General features: G+C 69.7%; 27 protein-coding genes. 4 read left to right on the top strand and 23 right to left on the bottom strand.

The genetic code is table 11. From position 1 onward, the window contains the following. Positions 1 to 22 precede the first annotated feature (22 nt). The 3 genes from ACZ5AJ_RS02190 to ACZ5AJ_RS02180 form a co-directional block, all read right to left on the bottom strand. Positions 23 to 841, bottom strand: a complete 819-nt coding sequence (locus ACZ5AJ_RS02190; RefSeq protein ID WP_464136705.1) for a MaoC/PaaZ C-terminal domain-containing protein — start codon at positions 839 to 841, stop codon at positions 23 to 25. 203 nt (positions 842 to 1,044) lie between these two features. After that, positions 1,045 to 2,385: a 3-oxoacyl-ACP reductase gene (locus tag ACZ5AJ_RS02185; RefSeq protein WP_464136702.1), complete on the bottom strand. Its 1,341-nt coding sequence runs from the start codon at positions 2,383 to 2,385 to the stop codon at positions 1,045 to 1,047. Positions 2,386 to 2,440: 55 nt separating this feature from the next. Continuing rightward, positions 2,441 to 3,841 carry an acetyl-CoA C-acetyltransferase gene (locus tag ACZ5AJ_RS02180; protein WP_464136700.1) on the bottom strand — a complete coding sequence of 467 codons (1,401 nt, stop codon included), beginning with the start codon at positions 3,839 to 3,841 and terminating at the stop codon, positions 2,441 to 2,443. 117 nt (positions 3,842 to 3,958) lie between these two features. Between ACZ5AJ_RS02180 and ACZ5AJ_RS02175 the strand changes: the two genes are divergently transcribed. The 3 genes from ACZ5AJ_RS02175 to purL all read left to right on the top strand — a co-directional run bounded on the left by ACZ5AJ_RS02175 (position 3,959) and on the right by purL (position 9,364). Continuing rightward, positions 3,959 to 4,687, top strand: a complete 729-nt coding sequence (locus ACZ5AJ_RS02175) for a TetR/AcrR family transcriptional regulator (RefSeq protein WP_464136699.1) — start codon at positions 3,959 to 3,961, stop codon at positions 4,685 to 4,687. Further along, a complete protein-coding gene (locus tag ACZ5AJ_RS02170; protein WP_464136697.1) occupies positions 4,684 to 6,846 on the top strand; it encodes an acyl-CoA dehydrogenase family protein in 2,163 nt (720 codons plus the stop codon). Before ACZ5AJ_RS02175 ends, ACZ5AJ_RS02170 begins: the two co-directional genes overlap by 4 nt. A 187-nt stretch (positions 6,847 to 7,033) precedes the next feature. After that, positions 7,034 to 9,364, top strand: coding sequence for a phosphoribosylformylglycinamidine synthase subunit PurL (gene purL / locus ACZ5AJ_RS02165; protein ID WP_464136696.1), 2,331 nt, complete (start codon positions 7,034 to 7,036; stop codon positions 9,362 to 9,364). A 249-nt stretch (positions 9,365 to 9,613) separates the two neighbouring features. On the opposite strand, the gene rplQ is transcribed toward purL, so the two are convergent. The 19 genes from rplQ to rplN form a co-directional block, all read right to left on the bottom strand. Next, positions 9,614 to 10,108 (bottom strand): 50S ribosomal protein L17, encoded by a 495-nt coding sequence (gene rplQ, locus ACZ5AJ_RS02160; protein ID WP_464136694.1) that lies wholly within the window; start codon positions 10,106 to 10,108, stop codon positions 9,614 to 9,616. 26 nt (positions 10,109 to 10,134) lie between these two features. Continuing rightward, positions 10,135 to 11,130, bottom strand: coding sequence for a DNA-directed RNA polymerase subunit alpha (locus ACZ5AJ_RS02155; protein WP_464136692.1), 996 nt, complete (start codon positions 11,128 to 11,130; stop codon positions 10,135 to 10,137). A gap of 160 nt (positions 11,131 to 11,290) precedes the next feature. Further along, on the bottom strand, positions 11,291 to 11,695 hold the full coding sequence (gene rpsK, locus ACZ5AJ_RS02150) for a 30S ribosomal protein S11 (protein WP_464136691.1): 405 nt from the start codon (positions 11,693 to 11,695) through the stop codon (positions 11,291 to 11,293). 109 nt (positions 11,696 to 11,804) lie between these two features. Further along, positions 11,805 to 12,179 (bottom strand): 30S ribosomal protein S13, encoded by a 375-nt coding sequence (gene rpsM, locus ACZ5AJ_RS02145; protein ID WP_464136689.1) that lies wholly within the window; start codon positions 12,177 to 12,179, stop codon positions 11,805 to 11,807. A gap of 212 nt (positions 12,180 to 12,391) precedes the next feature. Then, positions 12,392 to 12,505: a 50S ribosomal protein L36 gene (rpmJ, locus tag ACZ5AJ_RS02140; protein WP_010532506.1), complete on the bottom strand. Its 114-nt coding sequence runs from the start codon at positions 12,503 to 12,505 to the stop codon at positions 12,392 to 12,394. A gap of 21 nt (positions 12,506 to 12,526) precedes the next feature. Beyond that, positions 12,527 to 12,748 (bottom strand): translation initiation factor IF-1, encoded by a 222-nt coding sequence (gene infA / locus ACZ5AJ_RS02135; protein ID WP_010532507.1) that lies wholly within the window; start codon positions 12,746 to 12,748, stop codon positions 12,527 to 12,529. Positions 12,749 to 13,108: 360 nt separating this feature from the next. After that, complete coding sequence (map, locus tag ACZ5AJ_RS02130; protein WP_464138671.1) at positions 13,109 to 13,939, bottom strand: type I methionyl aminopeptidase; 831 nt, start codon at positions 13,937 to 13,939, stop codon at positions 13,109 to 13,111. Between the two features lie 5 nt (positions 13,940 to 13,944). After that, entirely contained in the window at positions 13,945 to 14,538 is a 594-nt protein-coding gene (locus ACZ5AJ_RS02125; protein WP_464136687.1) for an adenylate kinase, read from the bottom strand. Beyond that, on the bottom strand, positions 14,535 to 15,839 hold the full coding sequence (secY, locus tag ACZ5AJ_RS02120) for a preprotein translocase subunit SecY (protein ID WP_464136686.1): 1,305 nt from the start codon (positions 15,837 to 15,839) through the stop codon (positions 14,535 to 14,537). The genes ACZ5AJ_RS02125 and secY overlap by 4 nt, the downstream gene beginning before the upstream one ends. Before the next feature lie 155 nt (positions 15,840 to 15,994). Next, positions 15,995 to 16,456 carry a 50S ribosomal protein L15 gene (gene rplO / locus ACZ5AJ_RS02115; RefSeq protein ID WP_464136684.1) on the bottom strand — a complete coding sequence of 154 codons (462 nt, stop codon included), beginning with the start codon at positions 16,454 to 16,456 and terminating at the stop codon, positions 15,995 to 15,997. A 6-nt stretch (positions 16,457 to 16,462) separates the two neighbouring features. After that, entirely contained in the window at positions 16,463 to 16,645 is a 183-nt protein-coding gene (gene rpmD, locus ACZ5AJ_RS02110) for a 50S ribosomal protein L30 (protein ID WP_464136682.1), read from the bottom strand. After that, positions 16,642 to 17,316: a 30S ribosomal protein S5 gene (gene rpsE / locus ACZ5AJ_RS02105; protein ID WP_464136680.1), complete on the bottom strand. Its 675-nt coding sequence runs from the start codon at positions 17,314 to 17,316 to the stop codon at positions 16,642 to 16,644. The genes rpmD and rpsE overlap by 4 nt, the downstream gene beginning before the upstream one ends. A 37-nt stretch (positions 17,317 to 17,353) precedes the next feature. Next, positions 17,354 to 17,740, bottom strand: a complete 387-nt coding sequence (gene rplR / locus ACZ5AJ_RS02100; protein WP_464136678.1) for a 50S ribosomal protein L18 — start codon at positions 17,738 to 17,740, stop codon at positions 17,354 to 17,356. Positions 17,741 to 17,742: 2 nt separating this feature from the next. Next, positions 17,743 to 18,285 carry a 50S ribosomal protein L6 gene (gene rplF, locus ACZ5AJ_RS02095; protein ID WP_464136677.1) on the bottom strand — a complete coding sequence of 181 codons (543 nt, stop codon included), beginning with the start codon at positions 18,283 to 18,285 and terminating at the stop codon, positions 17,743 to 17,745. 19 nt (positions 18,286 to 18,304) lie between these two features. Continuing rightward, entirely contained in the window at positions 18,305 to 18,703 is a 399-nt protein-coding gene (gene rpsH / locus ACZ5AJ_RS02090) for a 30S ribosomal protein S8 (protein WP_464136675.1), read from the bottom strand. Between the two features lie 72 nt (positions 18,704 to 18,775). Then, positions 18,776 to 18,961 carry a type Z 30S ribosomal protein S14 gene (locus ACZ5AJ_RS02085; RefSeq protein WP_010550318.1) on the bottom strand — a complete coding sequence of 62 codons (186 nt, stop codon included), beginning with the start codon at positions 18,959 to 18,961 and terminating at the stop codon, positions 18,776 to 18,778. A gap of 1 nt (position 18,962) precedes the next feature. Further along, on the bottom strand, positions 18,963 to 19,535 hold the full coding sequence (rplE, locus tag ACZ5AJ_RS02080; RefSeq protein ID WP_464136673.1) for a 50S ribosomal protein L5: 573 nt from the start codon (positions 19,533 to 19,535) through the stop codon (positions 18,963 to 18,965). Next, positions 19,535 to 19,921 (bottom strand): 50S ribosomal protein L24, encoded by a 387-nt coding sequence (gene rplX, locus ACZ5AJ_RS02075; RefSeq protein WP_464136671.1) that lies wholly within the window; start codon positions 19,919 to 19,921, stop codon positions 19,535 to 19,537. The genes rplE and rplX overlap by 1 nt, the downstream gene beginning before the upstream one ends. A 1-nt stretch (position 19,922) precedes the next feature. Then, a complete protein-coding gene (gene rplN, locus ACZ5AJ_RS02070; protein WP_010532520.1) occupies positions 19,923 to 20,291 on the bottom strand; it encodes a 50S ribosomal protein L14 in 369 nt (122 codons plus the stop codon). A 407-nt stretch (positions 20,292 to 20,698) separates the two neighbouring features. Here rplN and ACZ5AJ_RS02065 point away from each other — a divergent pair, with 407 nt between their 5' ends. Next, positions 20,699 to 21,214 (top strand): hypothetical protein, encoded by a 516-nt coding sequence (locus tag ACZ5AJ_RS02065; RefSeq protein ID WP_464136669.1) that lies wholly within the window; start codon positions 20,699 to 20,701, stop codon positions 21,212 to 21,214. Positions 21,215 to 21,503: 289 nt separating this feature from the next. Here the strand turns inward: ACZ5AJ_RS02065 and ACZ5AJ_RS02060 are convergent, their stop codons facing one another. Next, positions 21,504 to 23,156 carry an MFS transporter gene (locus ACZ5AJ_RS02060; protein ID WP_464136667.1) on the bottom strand — a complete coding sequence of 551 codons (1,653 nt, stop codon included), beginning with the start codon at positions 23,154 to 23,156 and terminating at the stop codon, positions 21,504 to 21,506. Positions 23,157 to 23,344: the final 188 nt, after the last annotated feature.

The raw sequence follows: 23,344 nt of genomic DNA, 5'->3' as shown, positions 1-23,344 counted from the left end.
CGGATCGGCGTTCCGTCGGGCGTCAGCCGAGGGTCGTCACCTCGACCTCGAAGCACCGCCGCGCCGGCCGGTCGTCCCGCGCCGGGCGCCAGCCCACGCACCGGACGCTTCCGGAGCCGTTCTCCTCCCGGTCCTCGTCGAAGGCGACGAGGACCGTTCCCGGCAGCGTCACCGGGGCATCGAAGCTGACATCCCAGCGCAGCGGGCGCGAGAGGTCCACGCGGGACTCGGTGAACGCCCGCGAGGCGGTGTACATCCCATGCGCGATCGCGCGCGGGAAGCCGAACGCCCTCGCGCTCAGCGCCGACATGTGGATCGGGTTCGCGTCTCCGGAGACCTCTGCGTAGCGGCGACCAGTGCCTGCGCCGAGGCTCCATCGGCCCGTCGGCCGCGGCGGCTCGAAGCCCTGCCGAGCGCGCCTGCCTGACGGCCCCGCCGTCCCGGTCGCCCCGGTCGCCCCTGAGGCGGATGGCTCCTGGCCGCCGGAGCGGTCCTTGGAGAGATAGGTGGAGACGTCGGTGGCGATGATCTCGCCGTCCTCCCCGTGGATCGTCGAGACCGCCTCGAACGTCCAGCCCCTGCGATGCCGTTCCAGCTCCCGCACACGGCACTCCGCATCGACCCGCTCGCCCACTCGCACCGGACGATGCTGGAGGATCCGGTTGCGCAGATGCACCAGGCCCAGCAGCGGGAACGGGAAGTCGCCGCGCGCCATGAGCGACAGCGAGATCGGGAACGCCAGCACATGCAGCACGCCCGGATGCACGAGGTCGGTCGCCGGCCCGCCCATGAGGTGGTCGAAGTCCCGCGCCCGCTCGGCATCGATCCTGACCGAGCGCACTCGGTGGACGACGGAGGGGAGCTGAGGCCTGCCGCGATCCCCGCTCCCGGCTGTTCTTCCGCTCGCCGACCCCCCGTTCCGCCGACGCGGGGTCAGCGCCGCCACGTAGACCGCCGGGAAGGAGGGGACGTCCGAGAGGTCCCTGACCTCCTCAGCGGAGCCCACCAGGTCAGCGGCCGTCGCATCTGCGCCCATCGTGCGGCTCACCTCCCCACCATGTTCTGCCCGCACACCCGCAGGGTCTCGCCGCGGATGCCACCGGCCTCGTCCGAGACCAGGAAGGAGATCGCCTCGGCGACGTCGACGGGCATCCCGCCCTGCTGGAGGGAGTTCAGGCGCCGGGCGACCTCACGGGTGAGCGGCGGCATCCTCCCGGTCATCTCGGTCTCGATGAAGCCGGGCGCGACGGCGTTCGCGGTGCCGCCGATCCCCTGGAGGTTCGCGGCGAGAGCATCGACGAACGCGATCACCCCGGCCTTGGAGGTCGCATAGTTCGTCTGACCGCGGTTCCCGGCGATGCCGCTCGTGGAGGCGAGCGAGACGAACCGGGGATGCTCGCCAAGCACGCCGTCCGCAGCGATCAGGGCCTGCGCGAGCGAGATCTGGCTGGTGATGTTCACGGCGATCACCGGGTCCCAGCGGCCCGCATCCATGTTCGCGAACATCCTGTCGCGGGTGATGCCTGCGTTGAGCACCACGGCGTCCAGGCTCAGCGAGCGCTCGCGCAGGAAGTCGACCAGGCGATCGCCCGCGCCGCCGGAGGTGACGTCCAGCTGGATCGGCACCGCCCGCAGCTCGTTGGCCAGCCGAGCGAGCTCCGTCCCGGAGGCGGCCACATCCAGCAGCACGAGACGGGCGCCGTCGGCCGCGAGAGTGCGCGCGATCGCCGCGCCGATGCCGCGGGCGGCCCCCGTGACGAGCGCGGTGCGCCCGGCCAGGGGCTTCTCGAGGTCCGGGGTCGCGGAGCCGTCGGCCGTCGAGACCTGCAGGAACTGGCCGGTGACGAAGGCGCTTCGTGTCGAGAGCAGGAAGCGCAGCGCTCCGACGACGGACGGCGCATCCAGCCCGATGCCGTCCGCGACCTGGATGCCGCCGACGGTGCCGCCGCCGCGCATCTCGTGGGCCAGGGAGCGCACGAAGCCCTCCACTCCCCCGCGAGCAGCGTCCCTCGCGGGGTCGGCGCCGGTCGCCGGGCGCGAGATCGTCACCACGCGCGACCCGGGTGCCAGCGAGCGCATCGCCGGAGCCAGGGGCAGCAGGATCTCGCCGAGCTCGGCCGGGGAGCCGATCTCGTCGAGGACGGCGATCACGGAGCCCACCTGCCGGAGCTCCTCGAAGCGGCGGCGGACGTCGGCACCCCAGCGCAGCAGGAGCGAGGCGATCTCGTCGGCGCCCGGCGAGGCGCCGAGCACGACGACAGGGCCGAGGACAGGGTCGGGGCGGTCGCCGCGGCGCAGCAGACGGGCTGGTCGCGGCAGACCCGTCCGCTGGGCGATGAGCTTCCCGGGCGCGGAGCGGACGAAACGGGTGTAGGCGTCGGTCATGGAGGCCTCCGGAGTTCGGCGGGGACGGGGTGAGGGGGTGACGGCCGGGACGGGATCAGTCTCCGACGGACTCGAGCAGGGCGACGGTCCCCTGGCCCGCGGCCGCGCAGATGGAGATCAGCCCGCGCTGGACCCGCCCGGTCTCCTGTGCGCGCCCGTGCAGGAGCTTGGCGAGCGTCGCGACGATGCGACCGCCGGTCGCGGCGAAGGGGTGGCCGGCGGCGAGCGAGGAGCCCGCGACGTTCAGACGCTCCCGATCGATCGACCCCAGCGGTGCGTCGCGGCCGAGCCGCTCTCGGCAGAACTCCTCCGACTCCCACGCCTTCAGCGTGGCCAGCACCGTCGCGGCGAAGGCCTCGTGGATCTCGTAGAGGTCGATGTCCTGCAGCGTCAGGCCGTTGGCGTCGAGCAGCTCGGGGACGGCGTAGGCAGGAGCCATCAGGAGGCCCTCGTCCCCGTGGACGAAGTCGACCGCTGCAGTGCGCGCGTCCACGACGCGGGCGAGCGGACGCAGACCCTTCGCCTCAGCGAACTCGCGGCTGCCAAGGAGCACCGCGGAGGCGCCGTCCGACAGCGGGGTCGAGTTGCCCGCCGTCATCGTGGGATCGGCAACCTCCGGGGACCTCACCCCGAAGACGGGCTTGAGCGATGCGAGCTTCTCGAGCGTCGAGTCGGAGCGCAGGTTCTGGTCGCGCCCGAGACCGCGGTACCCGGTCACGAGGTCGTCGAGGAAGCCGGCGTCGTACGCGGCCGCCAGCTTCTGATGGGAGGCCAGCGCCAGCTCGTCCTGCTCCTGGCGGGTGATGCCCCACTGCGCGGCGGTGAGCGCCATGTGCTCGCCCATCGACAGCCCGGTGCGGGGCTCGCCGTTGCGCGGCGGCACCGGGGCGAGGTCCCTGGGACGGATCGCGGCGAGCGCGGAGACCCGCTGCGTCGCCGACTTCGCTGCGAAGGCACGGTGCAGGATGCGCCGCAGCCTCGGGGTGACCTCGATCGGGGAGTCCGAGGCCGAGTCGACACCGCAGGCGATCGCCGAGTCGATCTGCCCGAGACGGATCCGGTTGGAGACGTGCACTACGGCCTCGAGGCCGGTGGCGCAAGCCTTGGACAGGTCGATCGCCGGGGTGCGCGGGTCCAGCGGAGTCCCCAGCGCGCTCTCGCGCGAGAGGTTCAGATCGCCGGCGAGCTTCAGGACGGCACCGCCGGCGACCTCGCCGAGCCTCTCCCCCTGCAGCCCGAAGCGGGCGACGAGCCCGTCGAGCGCGGCGGTCAGCAGGTCCTGGTTGGAGATCCCCGCATACGGGCCGCCCGAGCGGGCGAAGGGGATCCGGTTGCCACCGAGGACATAGGCGTCGCGAGGGATGCCGGATGCTCGGGCGGCGTCCGACGGCGGGGCGTCGGATCGCGGAGCGTCGGATCGGGGGCCGGTCCCGGAGGGGACGGGGGGCTGGCTCACTGTGCACCTCTTCGTGTTCACTGCCGGGGTCCTGGGTCCTGGCGGGTGCCCGGCGCCGACGGGCGACCGGACGTGACCCTTTACATAGGACCGAGAGTACTTGATACCCTAGGTTCCGTGAATGCGACGACGCAAGCCTCCGTCGACGGGCGGTCCTCCCGCTGGGCGCAGCACCGCGAGCAGCGGCGCGCCGAGCTGCTGGACGTGGCGCGTCACCTGATCCACGAGCAGGGCCCCGACGTGACCATGGAGGACATCGCGGCGGCATCAGGGACGTCGAAGTCCATCGTGTACCGATACTTCGCCGACAAGTCCCAGCTGCAGCGCGCGCTCGGGCGCAGCATCCTCTCGACGATGCACCAGCGCCTGGTCGACGAGCTGCGCGCCCTCGAGGCCGACGCCGGACGCCGCCCCTCCACCGACGAGCGCCTGCTCGCCATGATCCGCGCCTACGTCGAGACCGCCCACCGGTCGCCCGGGGTCTACCGCTTCGTCACGCGACCGAGCGTCGGCCTGAACCACTTCCTGGACTCCGTCGCACGGCTGGTCACCACCTTCCTCCCCGACGACACCCCCGCCCCGCAGCTGTGGGCGCGCGGCGCCGTCGGCTTCGTGGAGGCCTCCGTCGATGCCTGGATGACCGAGCAGACCGTGCAGGCTGAACCGGCTGAGCAGGCTGAACCGGCTGAGCAGGCTGAGCAGGCTGAGCAGGCTGAACAGCCTCAGCCGGCTGAGCCGGCCGCCCCCGCCCGACGGAGCACGGAGCCCGGCCGCCCCGCACCCATCACCTCCGATCAGCTCGTCTCCCATCTCGTCACCTGGCTCATGAAGGGACTGCACCCGTGAACTCACTGCTCGATGACCACCGTCCTGCATCCGACCCGACCCCTGAGGCCGACAGCGCCGTCGGCCGCGCCACCTCCACCCCCACCGGCCCGATCCCCGTCCCGCCAGAGGGCTCACCGCGACTGGACACGGCCCTCGTCGCCGAGGCGCTGAAGGGCTCCTGGGCGGCCACCCGCGACGTCGCCCGCGAGCGCGCCCGGCGTCCCGAGCTGCACCGGCCTCTCGACGTCACCGTCGCCCAGCACCGCGAGCACGTCTTCGAGCAGCTGAGGACTCTCGCCGACGAGCAGGTCTCCCTGCCGATGCTGCCCGAGCACCTCGGCGGCCCCAACGACAACGGGGCGAACGTCGCAGGCTTCGAGGAGCTCGTCGTCGCGGATCCGTCCCTGCAGATCAAGGCCGGAGTCCAGTGGGGGCTGTTCACCTCCGCCATCGTCCAGCTCGGCGACGAGGAGCAGCAGAGGCGCTGGGTCCCGGACGCCATGAGCCTCGAGGTGCCCGGTGCCTTCGCGATGACCGAGATCGGTCACGGCTCCGATGTGCAGTCCCTGGCCACCACCGCCACCTACGATCCTGCGTCCGACGAATGGGTGATCCACACCCCGATCCGTGCGGCATGGAAGGACTTCCTGGGCAACGCCGCGATCCATGCCCGCGCGGCGACCGTCTTCGCACGGCTCATCACCCGGGGCGTGGACCACGGCGTCCACTGCTTCTACGTGCCCGTGCGCGATGCGGAGGGGAACCTCCTGCCCGGCGTCTCGAGCGAGGACGACGGCGAGAAGGGCGGGCTCAACGGCATCGACAACGGCCGCCTCGCCTTCGACCACGTGCGGATCCCCCGCACCAACCTGCTGAACCGCTACGGCGCCGTCGACGCCGACGGCGTCTACACCTCCCCCATCGAGTCCCCCGGGCGCCGCTTCTTCACCATGATCGGCACCCTCGTGCAGGGGCGAGTGTCCCTGGACGGAGCAGCCAACCGCGCCTGCCAGCTGGCCCTGCACATCGCTCTCACCTACGCCTCCCAGCGTCGCCAGTTCACCGCCGCCTCGCCCACCGAAGAGACCGTGCTGCTGGACTACCAGTCGCACCTGCACCGCCTGCTGCCGAAGCTCGCCGCCACCTACGCCGGCGCCTTCGCCCACGAGCAGCTGCTGCATGCGTTCGACGACGTCTTCTCCGGCCACGGAGACACTCCGGAGGCCCGCGAGGACCTCGAGACGCTCGCCGCCGCCCTCAAGCCGACCTCCACCCGCCTCGCCCTGGACACCATCCAGGAATGCCGGGAGGCCTGCGGAGGCTCCGGGTTCATGGCCGAGAACCAGCTGGTCGGGCTCCATCAGGACCTCGACGTGTACGCAACCTTCGAAGGCGACAACACCATCCTGCTGCAGCTGGTGGCCAAGCGCCTGCTGTCCGACTACACCTCCGAGCTCCGGAGCGTCGACCGCGCGGGCATCGGCCGCTTCATCGCCCAGCGGGCCGGGACCCTCGCACGTCGGCACACGCCCTGGACGGAGCTCGCCCAGGGGATCGGCGATCTCGGCAACGCCCGTCGGGCCTCGGACTCGATGCGGCAGGCGGAGTTCCAGGAGTCCCTTCTGGCAGATCGAGCCCGCGTGAAGGTCGAGGAGGTCGCCCTCGCGCTCCGCCCGGCCTCACGGATGTCCCCCGAGGAGGCTGCGGCCCATGTCAACAAGCATCAGGTGGAGATGCTCGACGCCGCGCGCGCTCATGCGGACCTCGTGCGCTGGCGCGCCTTCGCCTCCGGCATCGACGACATCGAGGACGAGGGATCGCGCGCGGTGCTCACCGATGTGCGCGACCTCTTCGGCCTCACCGTCATCCAGGACGATCTGGCCTGGTTCCTGCTCAACGGTCTGGTGTCGACGCAGCGAGGGCGCCTGATCTCCTCCGACGTCAAGCGCCTCCTGTGGCGTCTGCGTCCGCATGTCCTGGATCTCGTCGAGGCCTTCGACATCCGTCCCGGGCACGTCCGCGCACCGATCGCGCTCGGCGCGGAGAGGGAGCGTCAGGAGCAGGCCGCTGCGCACTTCCGTGCCCAGCGCGCGAGCGCCGACGCCCCGGTCAGCGAGAAGGTCCTCCGGGATCAGGAGAGGAAGCGCGCCGAGGCCTCCGCCCGACGGCGGGGCTGACGGGGCCCGGTGAGCGGCCGACGGACCGCGGCGCGCGCCCCGAGGGCCGCACCCGCTCCGTTCGCACGGCCGCATCCCGGGCCTCGGGCGGGCGCTCGCGCGAAGCCCCGGGCACGTAGGATGGGCGGGCCGGGAGCTCCCCGGCCCGCCCCCACCATTGCCGTCGAGAAACGGATGACGACCGCGCATGACCGCTTCCTCCGCCCCCACCCCCACCGCCCCTCAGGGCGGCGCTGACATCGACACCGTCGATGATGCGGCGGCGACGCCGGACCAGGTCCAGCCCTTCGCCGAGCTCGGACTGAAGGCCGACGAGTACGCGAAGATCCGCGAGATCCTCGGCCGCCGCCCCACCAACGCGGAGCTGGCCATGTACTCGGTCATGTGGTCCGAGCACTGCTCCTACAAGTCCTCCAAGATCCACCTCGGCACCTTCGGCGATCACACCGACGAGCGCATGCGCGAGCACCTGCTGGTGGGCATCGGCGAGAACGCCGGCGTCGTCGACATCGGCGACGGCTGGGCCGTGACCTTCAAGGTCGAGTCCCACAACCATCCGTCCTACGTCGAGCCGCACCAGGGCGCAGCGACCGGCGTCGGCGGCATCGTCCGCGACATCATCGCCATGGGCGCACGCCCCGTCGCCGTGATGGACCAGCTGCGCTTCGGCGCCATCGACCATCCTGACACCGCCCGCGTCGTGCACGGCGTGGTCTCGGGCGTCGGCGGCTACGGCAACTCGCTGGGCCTGCCGAACATCGGCGGCGAGACGGTCTTCGATGCCTCCTATCAGACCAACCCGCTGGTCAACGCGCTCGCCGTGGGCGTGATGCGCCATGAGGACATCCATCTCGCCTCCGCCACCGGCGCCGGCAACAAGGTCGTCCTCTTCGGTGCCCGCACCGGCGGCGACGGCATCGGCGGCGCCTCCATCCTCGCCTCCGAGACCTTCGAGGAGGGCGGCCCGCTCAAGCGTCCCAGCGTGCAGGTCGGCGATCCCTTCATGGAGAAGGTCCTCATCGAGTGCTGCCTCGAGCTGTTCCACGGCGGCGTCGTCGAGGGCATCCAGGACCTCGGCGCCGCGGGGATCTCCTGCGCCACCTCCGAGCTCGCCTCCAACGGCGGCTCCGGCATGCATGTCGACCTCGAGACGGTCCTGCTGCGCGACCCCACCCTCACCGCCGGCGAGATCCTCATGAGCGAGTCCCAGGAGCGCATGATGGCCGTGGTGACGCCCGAGAACCTCGAGCGGTTTCTCGCGATCACCGGCAAGTGGGATGTCGAGACCGCCGTCATCGGCGAGGTCACCGGCGACGGCCGTCTCACCATCGACCACTTCGGCCGCCGCATCGTCGACGTCGATCCGGTGACCGTCGCCCACGGGGGCCCCACCTACGATCGTCCCTACGCCCGCCCCGACTGGCAGGACGAGCTCCAGGCCGACCGCGCCGAGGGTCTCCCCCGCCCGTCGACGCCGGAGGAGATCGGCGCGACCCTGCGCTCGCTGATCGCCTCCCCCAACCTCGCCTCGAGCCACTGGGTCACCGACCAGTACGACCGCTACGTCGGCGGCAGCACGGCCCTCGCCATGCCCGACGACGCCGGCGTGCTGCGGGTCGACGAGAGCACCGGCCGAGGCGTCGCCATCGCGACCGACGCCAACGGCCGCTACACCAAGCTCGACCCCCGCACCGGTGCCCAGCTCGCCCTCGCGGAGGCCTACCGCAACGTCGCCACCACCGGCGCGCGTCCGCTCGCGGTCACCGACTGCCTGAACTTCGGCTCGCCCGAGGACCCGGGCCCCATGTGGCAGCTGGTCGAGGCGATCGGCGGTCTCGCCGAAGCCTGCCAGACCCTCGGCGTCCCGGTCACCGGCGGCAACGTCTCCCTGTACAACTCCACCGGCGAGCCCGGCAGGATCGACTCGGCGATCCATCCGACGCCCGTCGTCGGCGTCCTGGGCGTCCTCGACGACGTGGCCCGTCGGACCGCGTCCGGCTGGAAGGCCGAGGGCGAGAGCGTGATCCTGCTGGGGACGACCCGTGAGGAGCTCTCCGGCTCCGCATGGGCCCAGGTCGCCCACGACCATCTGGGCGGCCTGCCCCCTCAGGTCGACCTCGCTGCCGAGGCCGCCCTCGCCGAGGTGCTGATCGGCGCCGCTGCGGAGGGCATCGCCTCCGCAGCCCACGATCTCTCCGAGGGCGGCCTCGCGCAGGCTCTCGTCGAGTCGGTCACCCGCTTCGGCATCGGCATCTCCGCAGATCTCGCGACCGTCCTCGAGCGGGACGGCGTGGATCTCTTCACGGCCCTGTTCTCCGAGTCCCAGGCGCGCGCCATCGTCGCGGTCCCCGCGGATCGGGAGGAGCAGCTCCTGGCCTCCGCCGCAGAGCACGGCGTCCCGGCCGCTCGGATCGGCACCACCGGAGGCACCGCTCTCGTGATCGACGGTCTCGAGCCCATCGAGTCCGCCGACCTCCGCGATCTTCGCGAGGGGACGCTGCCGCGCTACTTCGGCTGACACGGCTCCGGCCGGGGACGCACCGTGCCGGCGACGCGCTGCGGGGCCCGATGATCACGATGATCATCGGGCCCCGCAGCGCTTCCTGCGCTCAGCCCTGGCGCAGCCCTGCTGAGGACCGCCAGGGATCTGCAGAGGATCGACCGGAACAGGACGAGGGCGGGATGACGGATCGCATCCGTCATCCCGCCCTCGTCCTGAGATGCAGCGTCCGTGAGGACCCTGCCGAGTCAGGCTCCGATCGGAGGATCAGGCCTTCTCGGACTCAGCGGTCTCCTCGGCCGGAGCCTCGGTCGTCTCCTCGACAGCCTCAGCGGCGTCGTCGGCCTTGGCGGCGCTCTTCGCGGCGCCCTCGGCCTCCTTCACGACGGCCTGCTTCGGGGAGTACTCCTCCTGCACCAGCTCGATGACCGCCATGGGGGCGTTGTCACCCTTGCGGGGGCCGATCTTGGTGATGCGGGTGTAGCCGCCGGGACGCTCCGAGAAGGTCGGCGCGATCTCCTCGAAGAGCGTGTAGACGACGCCCTTGTCACGGATGGTGCGCATGACCTGACGGCGCGACGCCAGGTCGCCCTTCTTGGCCTGCGTGATGAGACGCTCGGCGTAGGGGCGCAGCCGCTTCGCCTTGGTCTCGGTGGTGGTGATCGCCTTGTGGCGGAACAGCTCGGTGGCGAGGTTGGCGATGATCATCCGCTCGTGCGCGGGGGATCCGCCGAGGCGCGCGCCCTTGGTGGGAGCAGGCATGGTCGTTCTCCTAGTTCAGATGAAGGTCAGTACTGGTCGCCGAAGTCGTCGGAGTAGGACTCCAGTGCCGACGGGTCGAAGCCGGCCGGGGAGTCCTTCAGCGACAGGCCGAGCTCGGCGAGCTTCGCCTTGACCTCGTCGATGGACTTCTGACCGAAGTTGCGGATGTCGAGCAGGTCGGCCTCGCTGCGGGCAGTCAGCTCGCCGACGGTGTGGACGCCCTCGCGCATCAGGCAGTTGTACGACCGCACCGTGAGGTTGAGGTCGTTGATCGGCAGCGCCAGGTCCGCGGCCAGGGCCTGGTCCGTCGGGGACGGGCCGATGTCGATGCCCTCGGCCTCCTGGTTCAGCTCGTGCGCCAGTCCGAACAGCTCGACCAGGGTCTTGCCTGCGGAGGCGACGGCGTCGCGCGGGGAGATCGCGGGCTTCGTCTCGACGTCGACGATCAGCTTGTCGAAGTCGGTGCGCTGCTCGACACGGGTGGCCTCGACCTTGTAGGTGACCTTGAGGACGGGCGAGTAGATCGAGTCGACCGGGACGCGGCCGATCTCGCCGTCCACGCCCTTGTTCTGCGCGGCGGAGACGTATCCGCGACCGCGCTCGACGATCAGCTCGATCTCCAGGCGGCCCTTGTCGTTCAGGGTCGCGATGTGCAGGTCGGGGTTGTGGATCTCCACGCCCGCAGGAGGAGTGATGTCCCCCGCGGTCACCTTGCCCTCGTCATCCTTGCGCAGGTACATCACGACCGGCTCGTCGTTCTCCGAGGAGACCACGAGGTTCTTGATGTTCAGGATGATCTCGGTGACGTCCTCCTTGACCCCGGGGACGGTGCTGAACTCGTGCAGCACGCCGTCGATGCGGATCGAGGTGACCGCAGCGCCGGGGATGGAGGAGAGCAGGGTCCGACGCAGAGAGTTCCCGAGCGTGTAGCCGAAGCCGGGCTCGAGCGGCTCGATGACGAACCGGGAGCGGTACTCGGACACGACCTCTTCGGTCAGCGTGGGGCGCTGTGCAATGAGCACTGTGAGTCCTTTCCGTGAGCGTCCGCCATATGACGCTCAGAAGGGGGCGGTGGGCCTGAGGATGATGGGTGTCCAGGGGGTGATCGCTCGCGCGGATGCGCGACCGCTCACCGGGGTCGGCCGGAGCGCACGGCAGAGCCGTGCTCCGGCCGACGACGACTCAGACGCGGCGACGCTTGGCCGGACGGGTGCCGTTGTGAGCCTGCGGGGTGACGTCCTGGATGGAGCCGACCTCGAGGCCGGTCGCGGTGAGCGAGCGGATCGCGGTCTCGCGACCGGAGCCCGGTCCCTTGACGAAGACGTCGACCTTCTTCAGGCCGTGCTCCTGCGCGCGGCGAGCTGCGGCCTCGGCGGCCATCTGCGCGGCGTAGGGGGTGGACTTGCGCGAGCCCTTGAAGCCGACCTGGCCGGCGGAGGCCCAGGAGATGACAGCACCGGTCGGATCGGTGATCGACACGATGGTGTTGTTGAAGGTGCTCTTGATGTGAGCCTGGCCGTTGACGACGTTCTTCTTGTCCTTGCGGCGCGGCTTGCGCGCCGTGGCCTGGCGGGTCTTGGATGCCATGCTGGCGAACTCCTTGAGTGGGGGTCTGGTGCGCCGTATCCCTCGTCGGCGCTCTGCGAGTGCTGGTCAGCAGGCCGTCATGGCCGCTGCTGACGGACGACGGGGAAGGTCAGCGAGCCTTCTTCTTGCCCGCGACGGTGCGCTTCGGGCCCTTGCGGGTGCGCGCGTTGGTCTTCGTGCGCTGACCGCGCACGGGAAGGCCGCGGCGGTGGCGCAGGCCCTCGTAGCTGCCGATCTCGACCTTGCGGCGGATGTTCGCAGCGACCTCACGACGCAGGTCGCCCTCGTGCTGGTAGTTCGCCTCGATGTGATCGCGGAGCTTCACGAGCTCCTCGTCGTTGAGGTCCCGGACGCGCTTGTCGCCGTCGACCCCGGTCGCAGCCAGGGTCTCGAGGGCGCGCGTGCGGCCGATGCCGAAGATGTACGTCAGGGCGACTTCGAGGCGCTTCTCGCGCGGAAGATCCACTCCCACCAGACGTGCCATGTACAGTTCTCCTACATGTTGCGGAGGCCTGAGCCGACATCCCGCCGCGGGCTGCTCCCGCGGACGCCGCAGCCTCCGACTGCGGGTGACCGGCCGAGGCCGGTGATGTCGTCTCTTCTGTTGTGGTGCCCGCTGTGCGGGCGGTGCCCCATGGGGCGGCCGCATCCTGCGGCGATGTCACGGCAGGGCCGCGGCTGACGGGACGAGCCCGTTCAGCCCTGGCGCTGCTTGTGACGCGGGTTCGAGCAGATCACCATGACGCGCGAGTGGCGACGGATCACCTTGCAGTTGTCACAGATCGGCTTGACGCTCGGCTTGACCTTCATGTCTTCCTTCTCCCGGGACTATCACTTGTAGCGGTAGACGATGCGACCCCGGTCGAGGTCGTAGGGGCTCAGCTCGACGACCACGCGGTCCTCGGGAAGGATGCGGATGTAGTGCTGGCGCATCTTCCCGGAGATGTGTGCGAGCACCTTGTGGCCGTTGTCGAGCTCGACCCGGAAGCGCGCGTTCGCGAGCGCCTCCGTGACCGTGCCCTCGACCTCGATCACTCCGTCCTTCTTGGCCATGCCTCCCCAATCTCTCGCCGGCGGCGCACCGCCGGCTGAGTTCCGCAATCGTTGACTGTGCGCACCGTTCGTCCGAGGACGGCACGGCAGCACCGGGGCGAGGCTCCAGGGCACCGACCGACGCCGCCGTCGACGCCGGGACGGCGGACGACGATGAAGTGGGACGGGGCGGGAACGGACGACAGCCCGTGCCTGCAAGCGGAGCACACCCGATCAGTCAGCCTACACGCCATCACCTGCTACGGCGAGGGCCAGGGAGGATGACGCCGGTCACGGCAGTCGGACCGTGCGTGCCGGCGGATGACCGACCAGCCTCCCCCATCCGGGAGGGGCCGACGCAGGACCGGAGAGCCGGCCCTCTCAGGCCGCCAGCGGGTCAGGAGCCGTCGCGATGCCACGCTCCGCGAGCCGGGCAGCTCCGCCGTCGGCCGCAGTGAGCACGAGGAGCCCCTGCTCGGTGACCGCGACGGAGTGCTCGGCATGGGCTGCTCGCCCTCCGCCGGTGGCCCGCACGGTCCACTCGTCGTCGTCCATCGACCAGTCGCCGGGCCCCTGGATCAGCATCGGCTCGATGGCCAGGCACATTCCGGGCCTGATCTTCGGCCCTTTCGAGCGGGTGCGGTAGTTCATCACATCCGGAGGCTGGTGCATGGACGTACCGATGCCGTGCCCGCCGAAGTCCTCGAGATGCGAGAGCGTCTCCCCGGCCTCGATCGCGACGAAGTCCTCGATCGCGGCCCCGATCTCGCCGACGCGCTGCGCGGAGTCGAGGGCGGCGATCCCCTCCCAGAGCGCCTCCTCGGTGATGCGCACGAGATCGACGTCGGCCTGACGACGCGGCGCACCGACGATGTGGGTGCGAGCGGCGTCGGAGTGCCAGCCCTCGACGATGCACCCGCCGTCGATGGAGACGACATCACCCTCGTCGATGACCTGCTCCCCCGGGATCCCGTGGACCACGACCTCGTTGACGCTGATGCACAGAGTGGCCGGGAAGCCGTGGTACCCCAGGAAGTTCGGGGTCGCACCCTCGTCCCGGATCATCGCCTCCGCGAGCGCGTCGAGGCGTCCGGTGGTGATCCCCGGTCGCAGCTCGGAGGCGAGCATGTCGTGCACCCGTGAGAGCAGTGCGCCGCTGCGACGCATCACGGCGATCTGCTCGGGGCTCTTCAGCTCGACCCGCTCGCGCATGCCCTTCACAGGGTGAGCGCCTCCTGAAGCGCGGCGGCGACGTCGTCGATCGAGGCGGTGCCATCCACACGGCGCAGGATGCCGCGCTCCTCGTAGACGTCGATGAGCGGAGCGGTCTGCTCGGTGTAGACCTCGATGCGACGGCGAATGGTCTCCTCGTTGTCGTCGCTGCGTCCCTGCTCCGCCCCGCGGGCGATGAGGCGCGCGATCACGATCTCGGGCTCGACGTCGAGAAGCAGCACCCGATCGAGCCCGGTGCCCAGATCCGCCAGCACCCCGTCGAGCGCCTCGACCTGCGCGAGAGTGCGCGGGTACCCGTCCAGCAGGAAGCCGTCCTTCGCGTCGTCCTCGCCGAGCCGATCACGCACCATGTCGTTCGTGACCGAGTCCGGGACGTACTCGCCCTTGTCCATGTAGGACTTCGCCAGCACGCCGAGCTCCGTCTGCTGGGAGACGTTGGCGCGGAAGATGTCGCCCGTGGAGATCGCCGGGATGCCGACCGACTCGGCGATCCGCACGGCCTGCGTCCCCTTCCCGGCTCCGGGCGGGCCGACGATCAGCAGACGGCGGGCGAGGTTCTGGTCGGTGGAGGTGGTCACCGGAGGATCCCTTCGTAGTGGTGCTGCTGCAGCTTCGCGTCGATCTGCTTCACCGTGTCGAGGCCGACGCCGATGATGATCAGCAGCGACGCGCCGCCGAGCGGGAAGTTCTGGGACGCCCCGAGGTAGACCAGGGCGAAGAGCGGGATCAGGGAGATCACCGCGAGATAGATGGATCCAGGGGTCTGGATCCGGTTGATCACGTACTGCAGGTAGCGCTCGGTGGGCTTCCCTGCGCGAACGTTCGGCACGAAGCCGCCGTACTTCTTCATGTTGTCGGCGATCTCCTCCGCGTTGAAGGTGATCGAGGTGTAGAAGAAGGCGAAGAAGATGATCAGGGCGACGTACACGGTCGCGTAGATCCAGGAGAAGCTGAAGCCCATGACCAGGTGCGCGTTGATCCACTGCACCCAGCCGGCGCTCGGATCCCCGAAGGATGCCGCCATCTGCGGCAGCGCGAGGATCGATGACGCGAAGATCACCGGGATCACGCCGGCCTGGTTGACCTTGATCGGGATGTAGGTCGACGTGCCGCCGTACATGCGGCGGCCCACCATGCGCTTCGCGTACTGGACGGGGATGCGGCGCTGGGACTGCTCGACGAAGACCACGCCGATCATGACGACCAGCGCGACCAGGACGATCAGCGAGAAGGTCATCCATCCCTGCAGCTGGAAGATCTGCCCGAGCGCGCTCGGGAACGAGGCGGCGATCGAGGTGAAGATCAGCAGAGACATGCCGTTGCCGATGCCGCGCTCGGTGATGACCTCGCCCATCCACATGATGAGCACGCAGCCGACGGTCATGGTGACGACCATGAGGAGCAGGGCGGGGATGGACTGGTCCGGGACCAGCTCGAGGTTGCAGCCGGTGAAGAACTGTCCTGAGCGCACCAGCGTGATGATCGTGGTCGACTGCAGGACCGCGAGGCCGATGGTCAGGTATCGCGTGTACTGCGTGAGCTTGGCCGTGCCCGACTGCCCTTCCTTGTGGAGGGCCTCGAAGCGCGGGATCACCACGCGCAGCAGCTGGATGATGATCGATGCCGTGATGTAGGGCATCACGCCCAGCGAGAAGATCGACAGCTGCAGCAGAGCGCCGCCGGAGAACAGGCTGACCATGCCGAGGATGCTCGACCCCCCGGCCGCCGCGGCCTGGTCCGCGCAGATCATCACGTTGGTGTACTCGAACCCGGGGGTGGGGATGAAGACGCCCAACCGGTAGATCGCGAGCAGACCGAGCGTGAAGAAGATCTTCGAGCGCAGTTCAGGAGTGCGCAGTGCGCGCACGAACGAGTTCACGAGATTCCCTCCTGGGGGTCCGGGGACAGGCCGTGGACGTCGCGGTCCGTCCCGGCGCCGCGACCTGTGCGCGGCCATCGGACCGGCCCCGATGCACAGAGACGGGGCACCGCGGCACAGAGTATTCTGCGCCGCGGTGCCCCGTCAAAAGATACTCACGCGACGGTGACGGACCCACCGGCCGCGGTGATCTTCTGCTCCGCCGAGGCGGAGAACTTCTGAGCGGTGACGTCGAGCTTCACGCTGACCTCGCCGCTGCCCAGCACCTTGACGGGCTGGTTCTTGCGCACGGCGCCCTTGGCGACGAGATCCTCGACCGTGACAGTGCCGCCCTCGGGGAACAGCTCCTGCAGGGCCGACAGGTTCACGACCTGGTACTCGACGCGGAACGGGTTGGTGAAGCCGCGCAGCTTCGGAAGGCGCATGTGCAGAGGCATCTGCCCGCCCTCGAAGCCGACGGGCACCTGGTAGCGGGCCTTGGTGCCCTTGGTGCCGCGTCCTGCGGTCTTGCCCTTGCTGCCCTCACCACGGCCCACGCGGGTGCGCGCGGTCTTGGCACCGGGCGCGGGGCGCAGGTCGTGGAGCTTCAGCGGGCTCTCGTTGTTGTTATCGGTCATGAGGGATCAGTCCACCTCTTCGACCGTCACCAGGTGGGTGACGGCGCGGATCATGCCGCGGATCTCGGGGCGGTCCTCCTTCACCACCGTGTGACCGATGCGCTTGAGGCCGAGGCCGCGCAGGGTCGCACGCTGGGTCTGGGTGCCGCCGATTTCGGAACGGACCTGGGTCACCTTGAGCTGCATCATGCACCCACCTTCTCGGCTCGAGCCGCAGCGCGGCCCTCCGCCTGGGCGCGAAGCAGGGCCGCCGGAGCGACGTCCTCGACGGGGAGGCCGCGACGGGCCGCGACGGCCTCCGGCTCCTCGAGCTGCTTCAGGGCCGCGATGGTGGCCCGCACGATGTTGATCTGGTTCGTCGACCCGAGCGACTTCGACAGGACGTCATGGACGCCCGCGCACTCGAGCACGGCGCGGACGGGACCGCCCGCGATCACGCCCGTGCCGGGAGCGGCCGGGCGCAGCAGGACGATGCCCGCCGCGTCCTCGCCCTGGACCGGGTGCACGACGGTGCCCTGGACGCGCGGGACGCGGAAGAAGTTCTTCTTCGCCTCCTCGACGCCCTTGGAGATCGCCGCAGGGACCTCCTTGGCCTTGCCGTAGCCGACGCCGACGGTGCCGTCGCCGTCACCCACCACCACGAGGGCGGTGAAGGAGAAGCGGCGGCCGCCCTTGACGACCTTGGAGACGCGGTTGATGCTCACGACGCGCTCGAGGAACGCGGACTTCTCCGGCTCCTGGTTGCGGCCGCGGCCCTCGCCGCGACGACCGCCGCGGCGCTCGCCGCCTCGCTCCTGATTGCTGTTCTCGCCCCGTCGGCCGGAGGCCGCGGGACCGTTGTTCCGCTGCTGTGCAGCCATGTTCAGATCCTCTTCTCGTCCTGTGTCCGTGGGGCGATCACAGTGCCAGGCCGGCCTCGCGGGCGCCGTCGGCGACGGCGGCCACACGGCCGTGGTACTTGTTGCCGCCGCGGTCGAACACGACGGCCTCGATGCCGGCGGCCTTGGCGCGCTCGGCCACCAGGGTGCCGACCGTACGGGCCTTGTCCGACTTGGTGGCGGACGCGGCGCGCACGTCGGCCTCCATGCTCGAGGCGGAGGCCAGCGTGCGGCCCAGGGAGTCGTCGACGACCTGGACGAACACGTGGCGCTGCGAGCGGGTGACGACCAGGCGGGGCCGCTGAGCGGTGCCGACGACGCGACGGCGCACGCGGAGGTGACGACGGCCGCGCGAGCGCAGCTTGCTGCCGACCTTGCCCTTGGTGTGCTTGAGTGCGTAACCCATGGTCACTTACCAGCCTTTCCGGCCTTGCGCAGCACGGTCTCGTCCGCGTAGCGCACGCCCTTGCCCTTGTAGGGCTCCGGCTTGCGGATCTTGCGGATGTTCGCCGCGACCTCGCCCACCTGCTGCTTGTCGATGCCGTTGACCGAGAACTTGGTCGGGGCCTCGACCGCGAAGGTGATGCCCGCAGGGGCCTTCACCACGACCGGGTGGGAGAAGCCGAGCGCGAACTCGAGGTCCGAGCCCTTCGCGGTCACACGGTAGCCCGTGCCCACGATCTCCAGCTTCTTGGTGTAGCCCTCGGTGACACCGAGGACCATGTTGTTGATGAGGGTGCGGGTCAGGCCGTGCAGGGCCTTGGACTCGCGCTCGTCGTCGGGACGGTTCACCACGATCGAGCCGTCCTCACCGCGCTCGACGGTGATGGGGGCCGGCACGACGTGCTTGAGCTCGCCCTTGGGGCCGGTCACCGTGACGGTGTCGCCCTCGATGGTGACGTTCTGGACAGAGGCCGGCACTGCGACCGGCAGGCGTCCGATGCGGGACATATCGGTGCTCCTCTCCCGCTCACCAGATGTAGGCGAGGACTTCCCCACCCACACCCTTCTTGGCTGCCTGCTTGTCGGTCAGAAGGCCGGAGGACGTGGACAGGATCGCCACGCCCAGTCCGCCGAGGACCTTGGGCAGGTTGGTGGACTTGGCGTACACGCGAAGGCCGGGCTTCGAGATGCGGCGCACACCGGAGATGGCGCGCTCACGGCTGTCGGAGTACTTGAGCTCGAGAACGAGGTTCTTGCCGACCTCGGCCTCCTCCTCGCGCCAGCCGAGGATGTACCCCTCGGCCTTCAGGATGTCCGCGATGCGGCTCTTCAGCTTCGAATACGGCATGGTCACGGTCTCGTGGTACGCCCCGGAGGCGTTACGGATCCGCGTGAGCATGTCCGCGATCGGATCGGTCATGGTCATGTCTGTAGCTTCTTCCTCACCTGGTTTCCCCCAGCGGTCCGAGACCGTCGAGAGGACCTGTGGCGATAGTCCTTACCAGCTGCTCTTCGTGACGCCCGGGAGCTCACCGCGGTGAGCCATCTCGCGCAGGCACACGCGGCAGAGCCCGAACTTCCGGTACACCGAGTGCGGACGGCCGCACCGCTGGCAACGGGTGTAGGCGCGCACCGCGAACTTGGGCTTGCGCTCCGACTTCTTGATCAGGGCTGTCTTCGCCATATCAGTTCTCCTTGAAGGGGAAGCCGAGCAGCTTGAGCAGCGCGCGTCCCTCGTCGTCGGTCTTCGCGGTGGTCACGACCGTGATGTCCATGCCGCGGACGCGGTCGATCTTGTCCTGGTCGATCTCGTGGAACATGACCTGCTCGGTGAGACCGAAGGTGTAGTTGCCGTTGCCGTCGAAGTGCTTCGGCGACAGGCCGCGGAAGTCGCGGATGCGCGGGAGCGCGGTGGACAGCAGACGATCCAGGAACTCCCACATGCGGTCGCCGCGCAGCGTGACGTGCGCGCCGATCGGCATGCCCTCACGCAGCTTGAACTGGGCGATGGACTTGCGGGCCTTGGTGACCTGCGGCTTCTGGCCGGTGATGGCCTCGAGGTCGCGGATGGCGCCGTCGATGACCTTCGAGTCGCGAGCGGCGTCGCCGACGCCCATGTTCACGACGATCTTGGTCAGGCCCGGGACCAGCATGACGTTCTCGTAGCCGAACTGCTCGGTGAGCTGGCCCTTGATGGTCTCGCGGTAGGTGGTCTTCAGACGCGGGGTGGGCGCCTGGGTGGCGGTGGTCTCCGACATCAGATGTCCTTCCCGGAACGCTTGGCGTACCGCACGCGAACCTGCTTGCTGCGGCCGTTCTCGAGCTCCACGGTCTCGACGCGGTAGCCGACCTTGGTGGGACGGTTGTCCTCGGGGTCGACCAGAGCCACGTTCGAGACGTGGATCGGGGCCTCGCGCTGCTCGATGCCGCCCGCGCCGCCCGCCTGGTTCGGCTTGAGGTGGTGGGTGCGACGGTTCACGCCCTCGACGAGGACGCGCTGGGTGTCGGGGAAGACCTCGAGCACGCGGCCCTGCTTGCCCTTGTCGCCGGCCTCGAGACCGCGCGCGGCGGCCTTGTCGGCATCGCTCGTGCGGCCCGTGATGACCTGGACGAGATCACCCTTCTTGATCTTCATCTTTGCCATATCACAGCACCTCCGGCGCCAGCGAGATGATCTTCATGAACCGCTTGTCGCGCAGCTCGCGGCCGACCGGGCCGAAGATGCGGGTGCCGCGGGGCTCGCCGTCGTTCTTGAGGATCACCGCCGCGTTCTCATCGAAGCGGATGTAGGAGCCGTCGGCGCGGCGACGCTCCTTGGTTGCGCGGACGACGACGGCCTTGACGACGTCGCCCTTCTTCACGTTGCCACCGGGGATGGCGTCCTTGACGGTCGCCACGATGGTGTCCCCGATGCTGGCGTAACGGCGACCGGAGCCACCGAGAACGCGGATGCACAGAATCTCCTTGGCACCCGTGTTGTCGGCGACCTTCAGTCGCGACTCCTGCTGAATCACTCGTTCTCCTATCGTCTCGCCGGTTCTCTTCCCGATCGTCTGCGCGATCCGGCCGAGCCTTGCGGAACAGAATGTGGACCACTGCCCGGATCCTCCCGGCGGCCCCTCGAGCGGGACCTCCGGACATCACCGCCGACGGGTGCCGGGCACCAAAAAACCCTCGGCCGGACTCAGGCACTAGCGTGGGGAACGCATGGCGTTCGCTGTCTCGTGCGAGGTCTCCGGCGAGGACGGATCTGGTGGCCCGGATCCTGTCGCGGACCACTGGTTCCTCGGCACCCGGAGGTGCATGAGGGCAGGAATCCGGCAACCGCCCCAGGCTACGCCGAGGCACAGCCCCGTGTCACCCCGCTGGACCCACGGGAACGGTGTTAGCTTGCTCTCCCGGCGGGTCGTAGACTCGCTGCATGATCGACATCGACGTCGCCCTCCGTCTCCAGCGTCTCGGCCTGGTCTGGGAACCGGCCGACGGCGATCTCTTCGCCATCGACAACGAGCAGATGCGGGAGGAGACCTTCATGCTCTCCTCCATGGTGGTCGAGCGAGGGATCAGCCGCACCGGCGGCCGCGTCTTCCGCTTCAACGGCACCACCGAATGGGCGCTCGACTCCGTCGAGCAGCACGAGGCGGTCTGGATACCCAGGGAGGACCAGCTGCGCGAGGCCATCGGCGACTCCTTCCTGGCGCTCCGCCGAGACCCGGAGGGATACACGGTCGAGCTGAGCCTGCCCTCCTCGTCGGAGCCTCCGTTCGACGACAGCCCTGGCCAGGGGGCCGGAGACGATGCAGCCGACGACGGAGCCGGCCCGTCGGACCGCGAGAGGCGCGAGATCCGCGCGCCCCGCGCCGAGGACGCACTGGCCGGGGCCCTGCTGGTGACGCTCACCGCTCTGCGCTCCCCTGCCCACCGCACCGCGGGCTGAGCGGACCAGGGCCCACGCTCGGATGCGCCCCAGCGCCTCCGGGTTCTCGGAGCCCGTCGCGCAAGGTCGCCGCCGGCGTGCGGATTCCGTGCCGATGAGCGCCATTCGAGCGTGTCCGCCGAGGATTGGCTGCTCGAGGTTCGGCTGCTCGAGGTTCGGCTGCTCGAGGACCGGCTCCACGAAGAACGGCCCGTCATCCGAGGATGACGGGCCGTTCCCTCAGCGGTGGGCGCCTCCGCTCAGGTCGCACCCGAGCAGGAGCTCGCGCGCGGCCCGACGCGGCGGCGGATCAGCGAACGCTTCGCTCGGTGTCCGCCGTGCTCTGCGCGTCTGCGTCGGCCGACGGAAGGCCGGCGCCGGGCACGTCGAGTGCGTCCTCGATCTCCCGCGCCAGCTGATCCGGCACGATGATCGGCATCTCCGACGTGTTGATGAGCGGGTTCGAGTCCTGGGTGGCGACCAGCTCCTCGGCCTCCTCGACGCTCTCGACCGCCGGGAAGGATCCCAGGAGCGGGCGCTGCGCGCTCTCCCGCATGAAGAACACGGCGACACCGGCGATGACGGCGAACGCCATGATCCACAGGGCAGGGGCGTAGCTGTTGCCTGTGACCTCGATGAGGGTCTGCGAGATCAGCGGGGTGGTGCCCCCGAACAGGGAGACCGACACGTTGTACGCGATGCCCATGGCGCCATAGCGCGCGGCGGTCGGGAACAGGGCCGGGAGCGCAGAGGCCGACGGTCCGATGAACAGCGCGACCGGGATCGCCACGATCACCATCGCGACCTGGATCGCCAGGAAGGAGCTCTGGTGCATGAGCCAGAAGGCGGGAAGCAGCAGGAGCACTCCTGACAGCGAACCGGCCCAGTACATCGTGCGGCGTCCCACCTTGTCGGACAGCAGGCCGACGAACGGGATCATCACGCACAGGATGAGCAGCGAGGGGATCGTCGCCGCCGCGCTCGACATCTCGTCGAAGCCGAACTCGCTCGCCAGGTAGGTGGGCATGTAGCTGGTCAGCGCATACCCGGCGGTGTTGGTCGCCGCGACGATGGCGATGGCGATCAGCAGCTCCCGCCAGTGATGCCTGACGATCGCACGGGGGCCCTTCACGGCGTGCAGCGAATCGTCGCCCTGACCGACGGGCGCCACAGCGCTGTCGGAGATCCTCTCGGCCTCCTGCTCGGCCTCCGTCGCCTCGTAGGCGGGGGTCTCCGGGATCCGTGCGCGGAACCAGATGGCGACCGCACCCAGCGGGATCGCCAGGAGGAACGGCACGCGCCAGCCCCAGTCGAGCATCGCGTCGGGTCCCCACACCTGCGAGGTGATCAGATGGGTGAGCGCGACGGCACCGGCGCCCATCGCGAAGCCGAAGTACGAGCCGACGTCCAGCAGCGAGGAGTAGAAGCCCCGCTTGCGGTCCGGAGAGAACTCCGAGACGTAGGTCGTCGCGCCCGCGTACTCACCACCGGTGGAGAAGCCCTGGATCATCTTCAGCGCGTAGAGCAGGAACGCCGCCCACACCCCGATGTCGTCGAAGGTCGGCAGCAGGCCGATCAGCGCGGTCGCCAGGGCCATCATCGCCATGGTGAAGAAGAGGACCTTCTGCCGACCGATGCGATCGCCGAGCGGGCCCAGGACCAGGCCGCCGAGCGGCCGGACCAGGAAGCTGACCGCGAAGGCCAGCAGGCTCAGGATGAGGTCGAGGCTGTCGCTGCCCGTCTGGAAGAACAGCTGCGAGAGCATCACGGCCATGTAGCCGTAGACACCGAAGTCGAACCACTCCATGACATTGCCGACCACGGTGCCGCCGATGGCGGTCCTCATCCGTCTGCCTTTGACCACGAGGACGTCGTCGACCTCGAGGCGGGGCTGCTCGGGAGCGCGCCGCCCTCGACGGGGTCGGCGCGAAGCGGACTTGGAGCTGGGTTCGGATGAGGACATGGACCTGCCTTTGCCAGGCGGCGTGCACGAGGGGCCGACGAGCGGCGCTTCCTGCCTCGCGAGCCCGATGCGGCACGGCCCGAGGGGTCGCACAGATGCACCCGGCTCCTGGGCACGGCCCAACACTGTTACATGTTTCCGACTGGTTGTCAGGCCATGACCTGCATGGATGTCAAGCGACACGCATA

Source organism: Brachybacterium zhongshanense, assembly GCF_055385755.1.
This window is presented reverse-complemented; position numbering and strand designations above follow the sequence as displayed.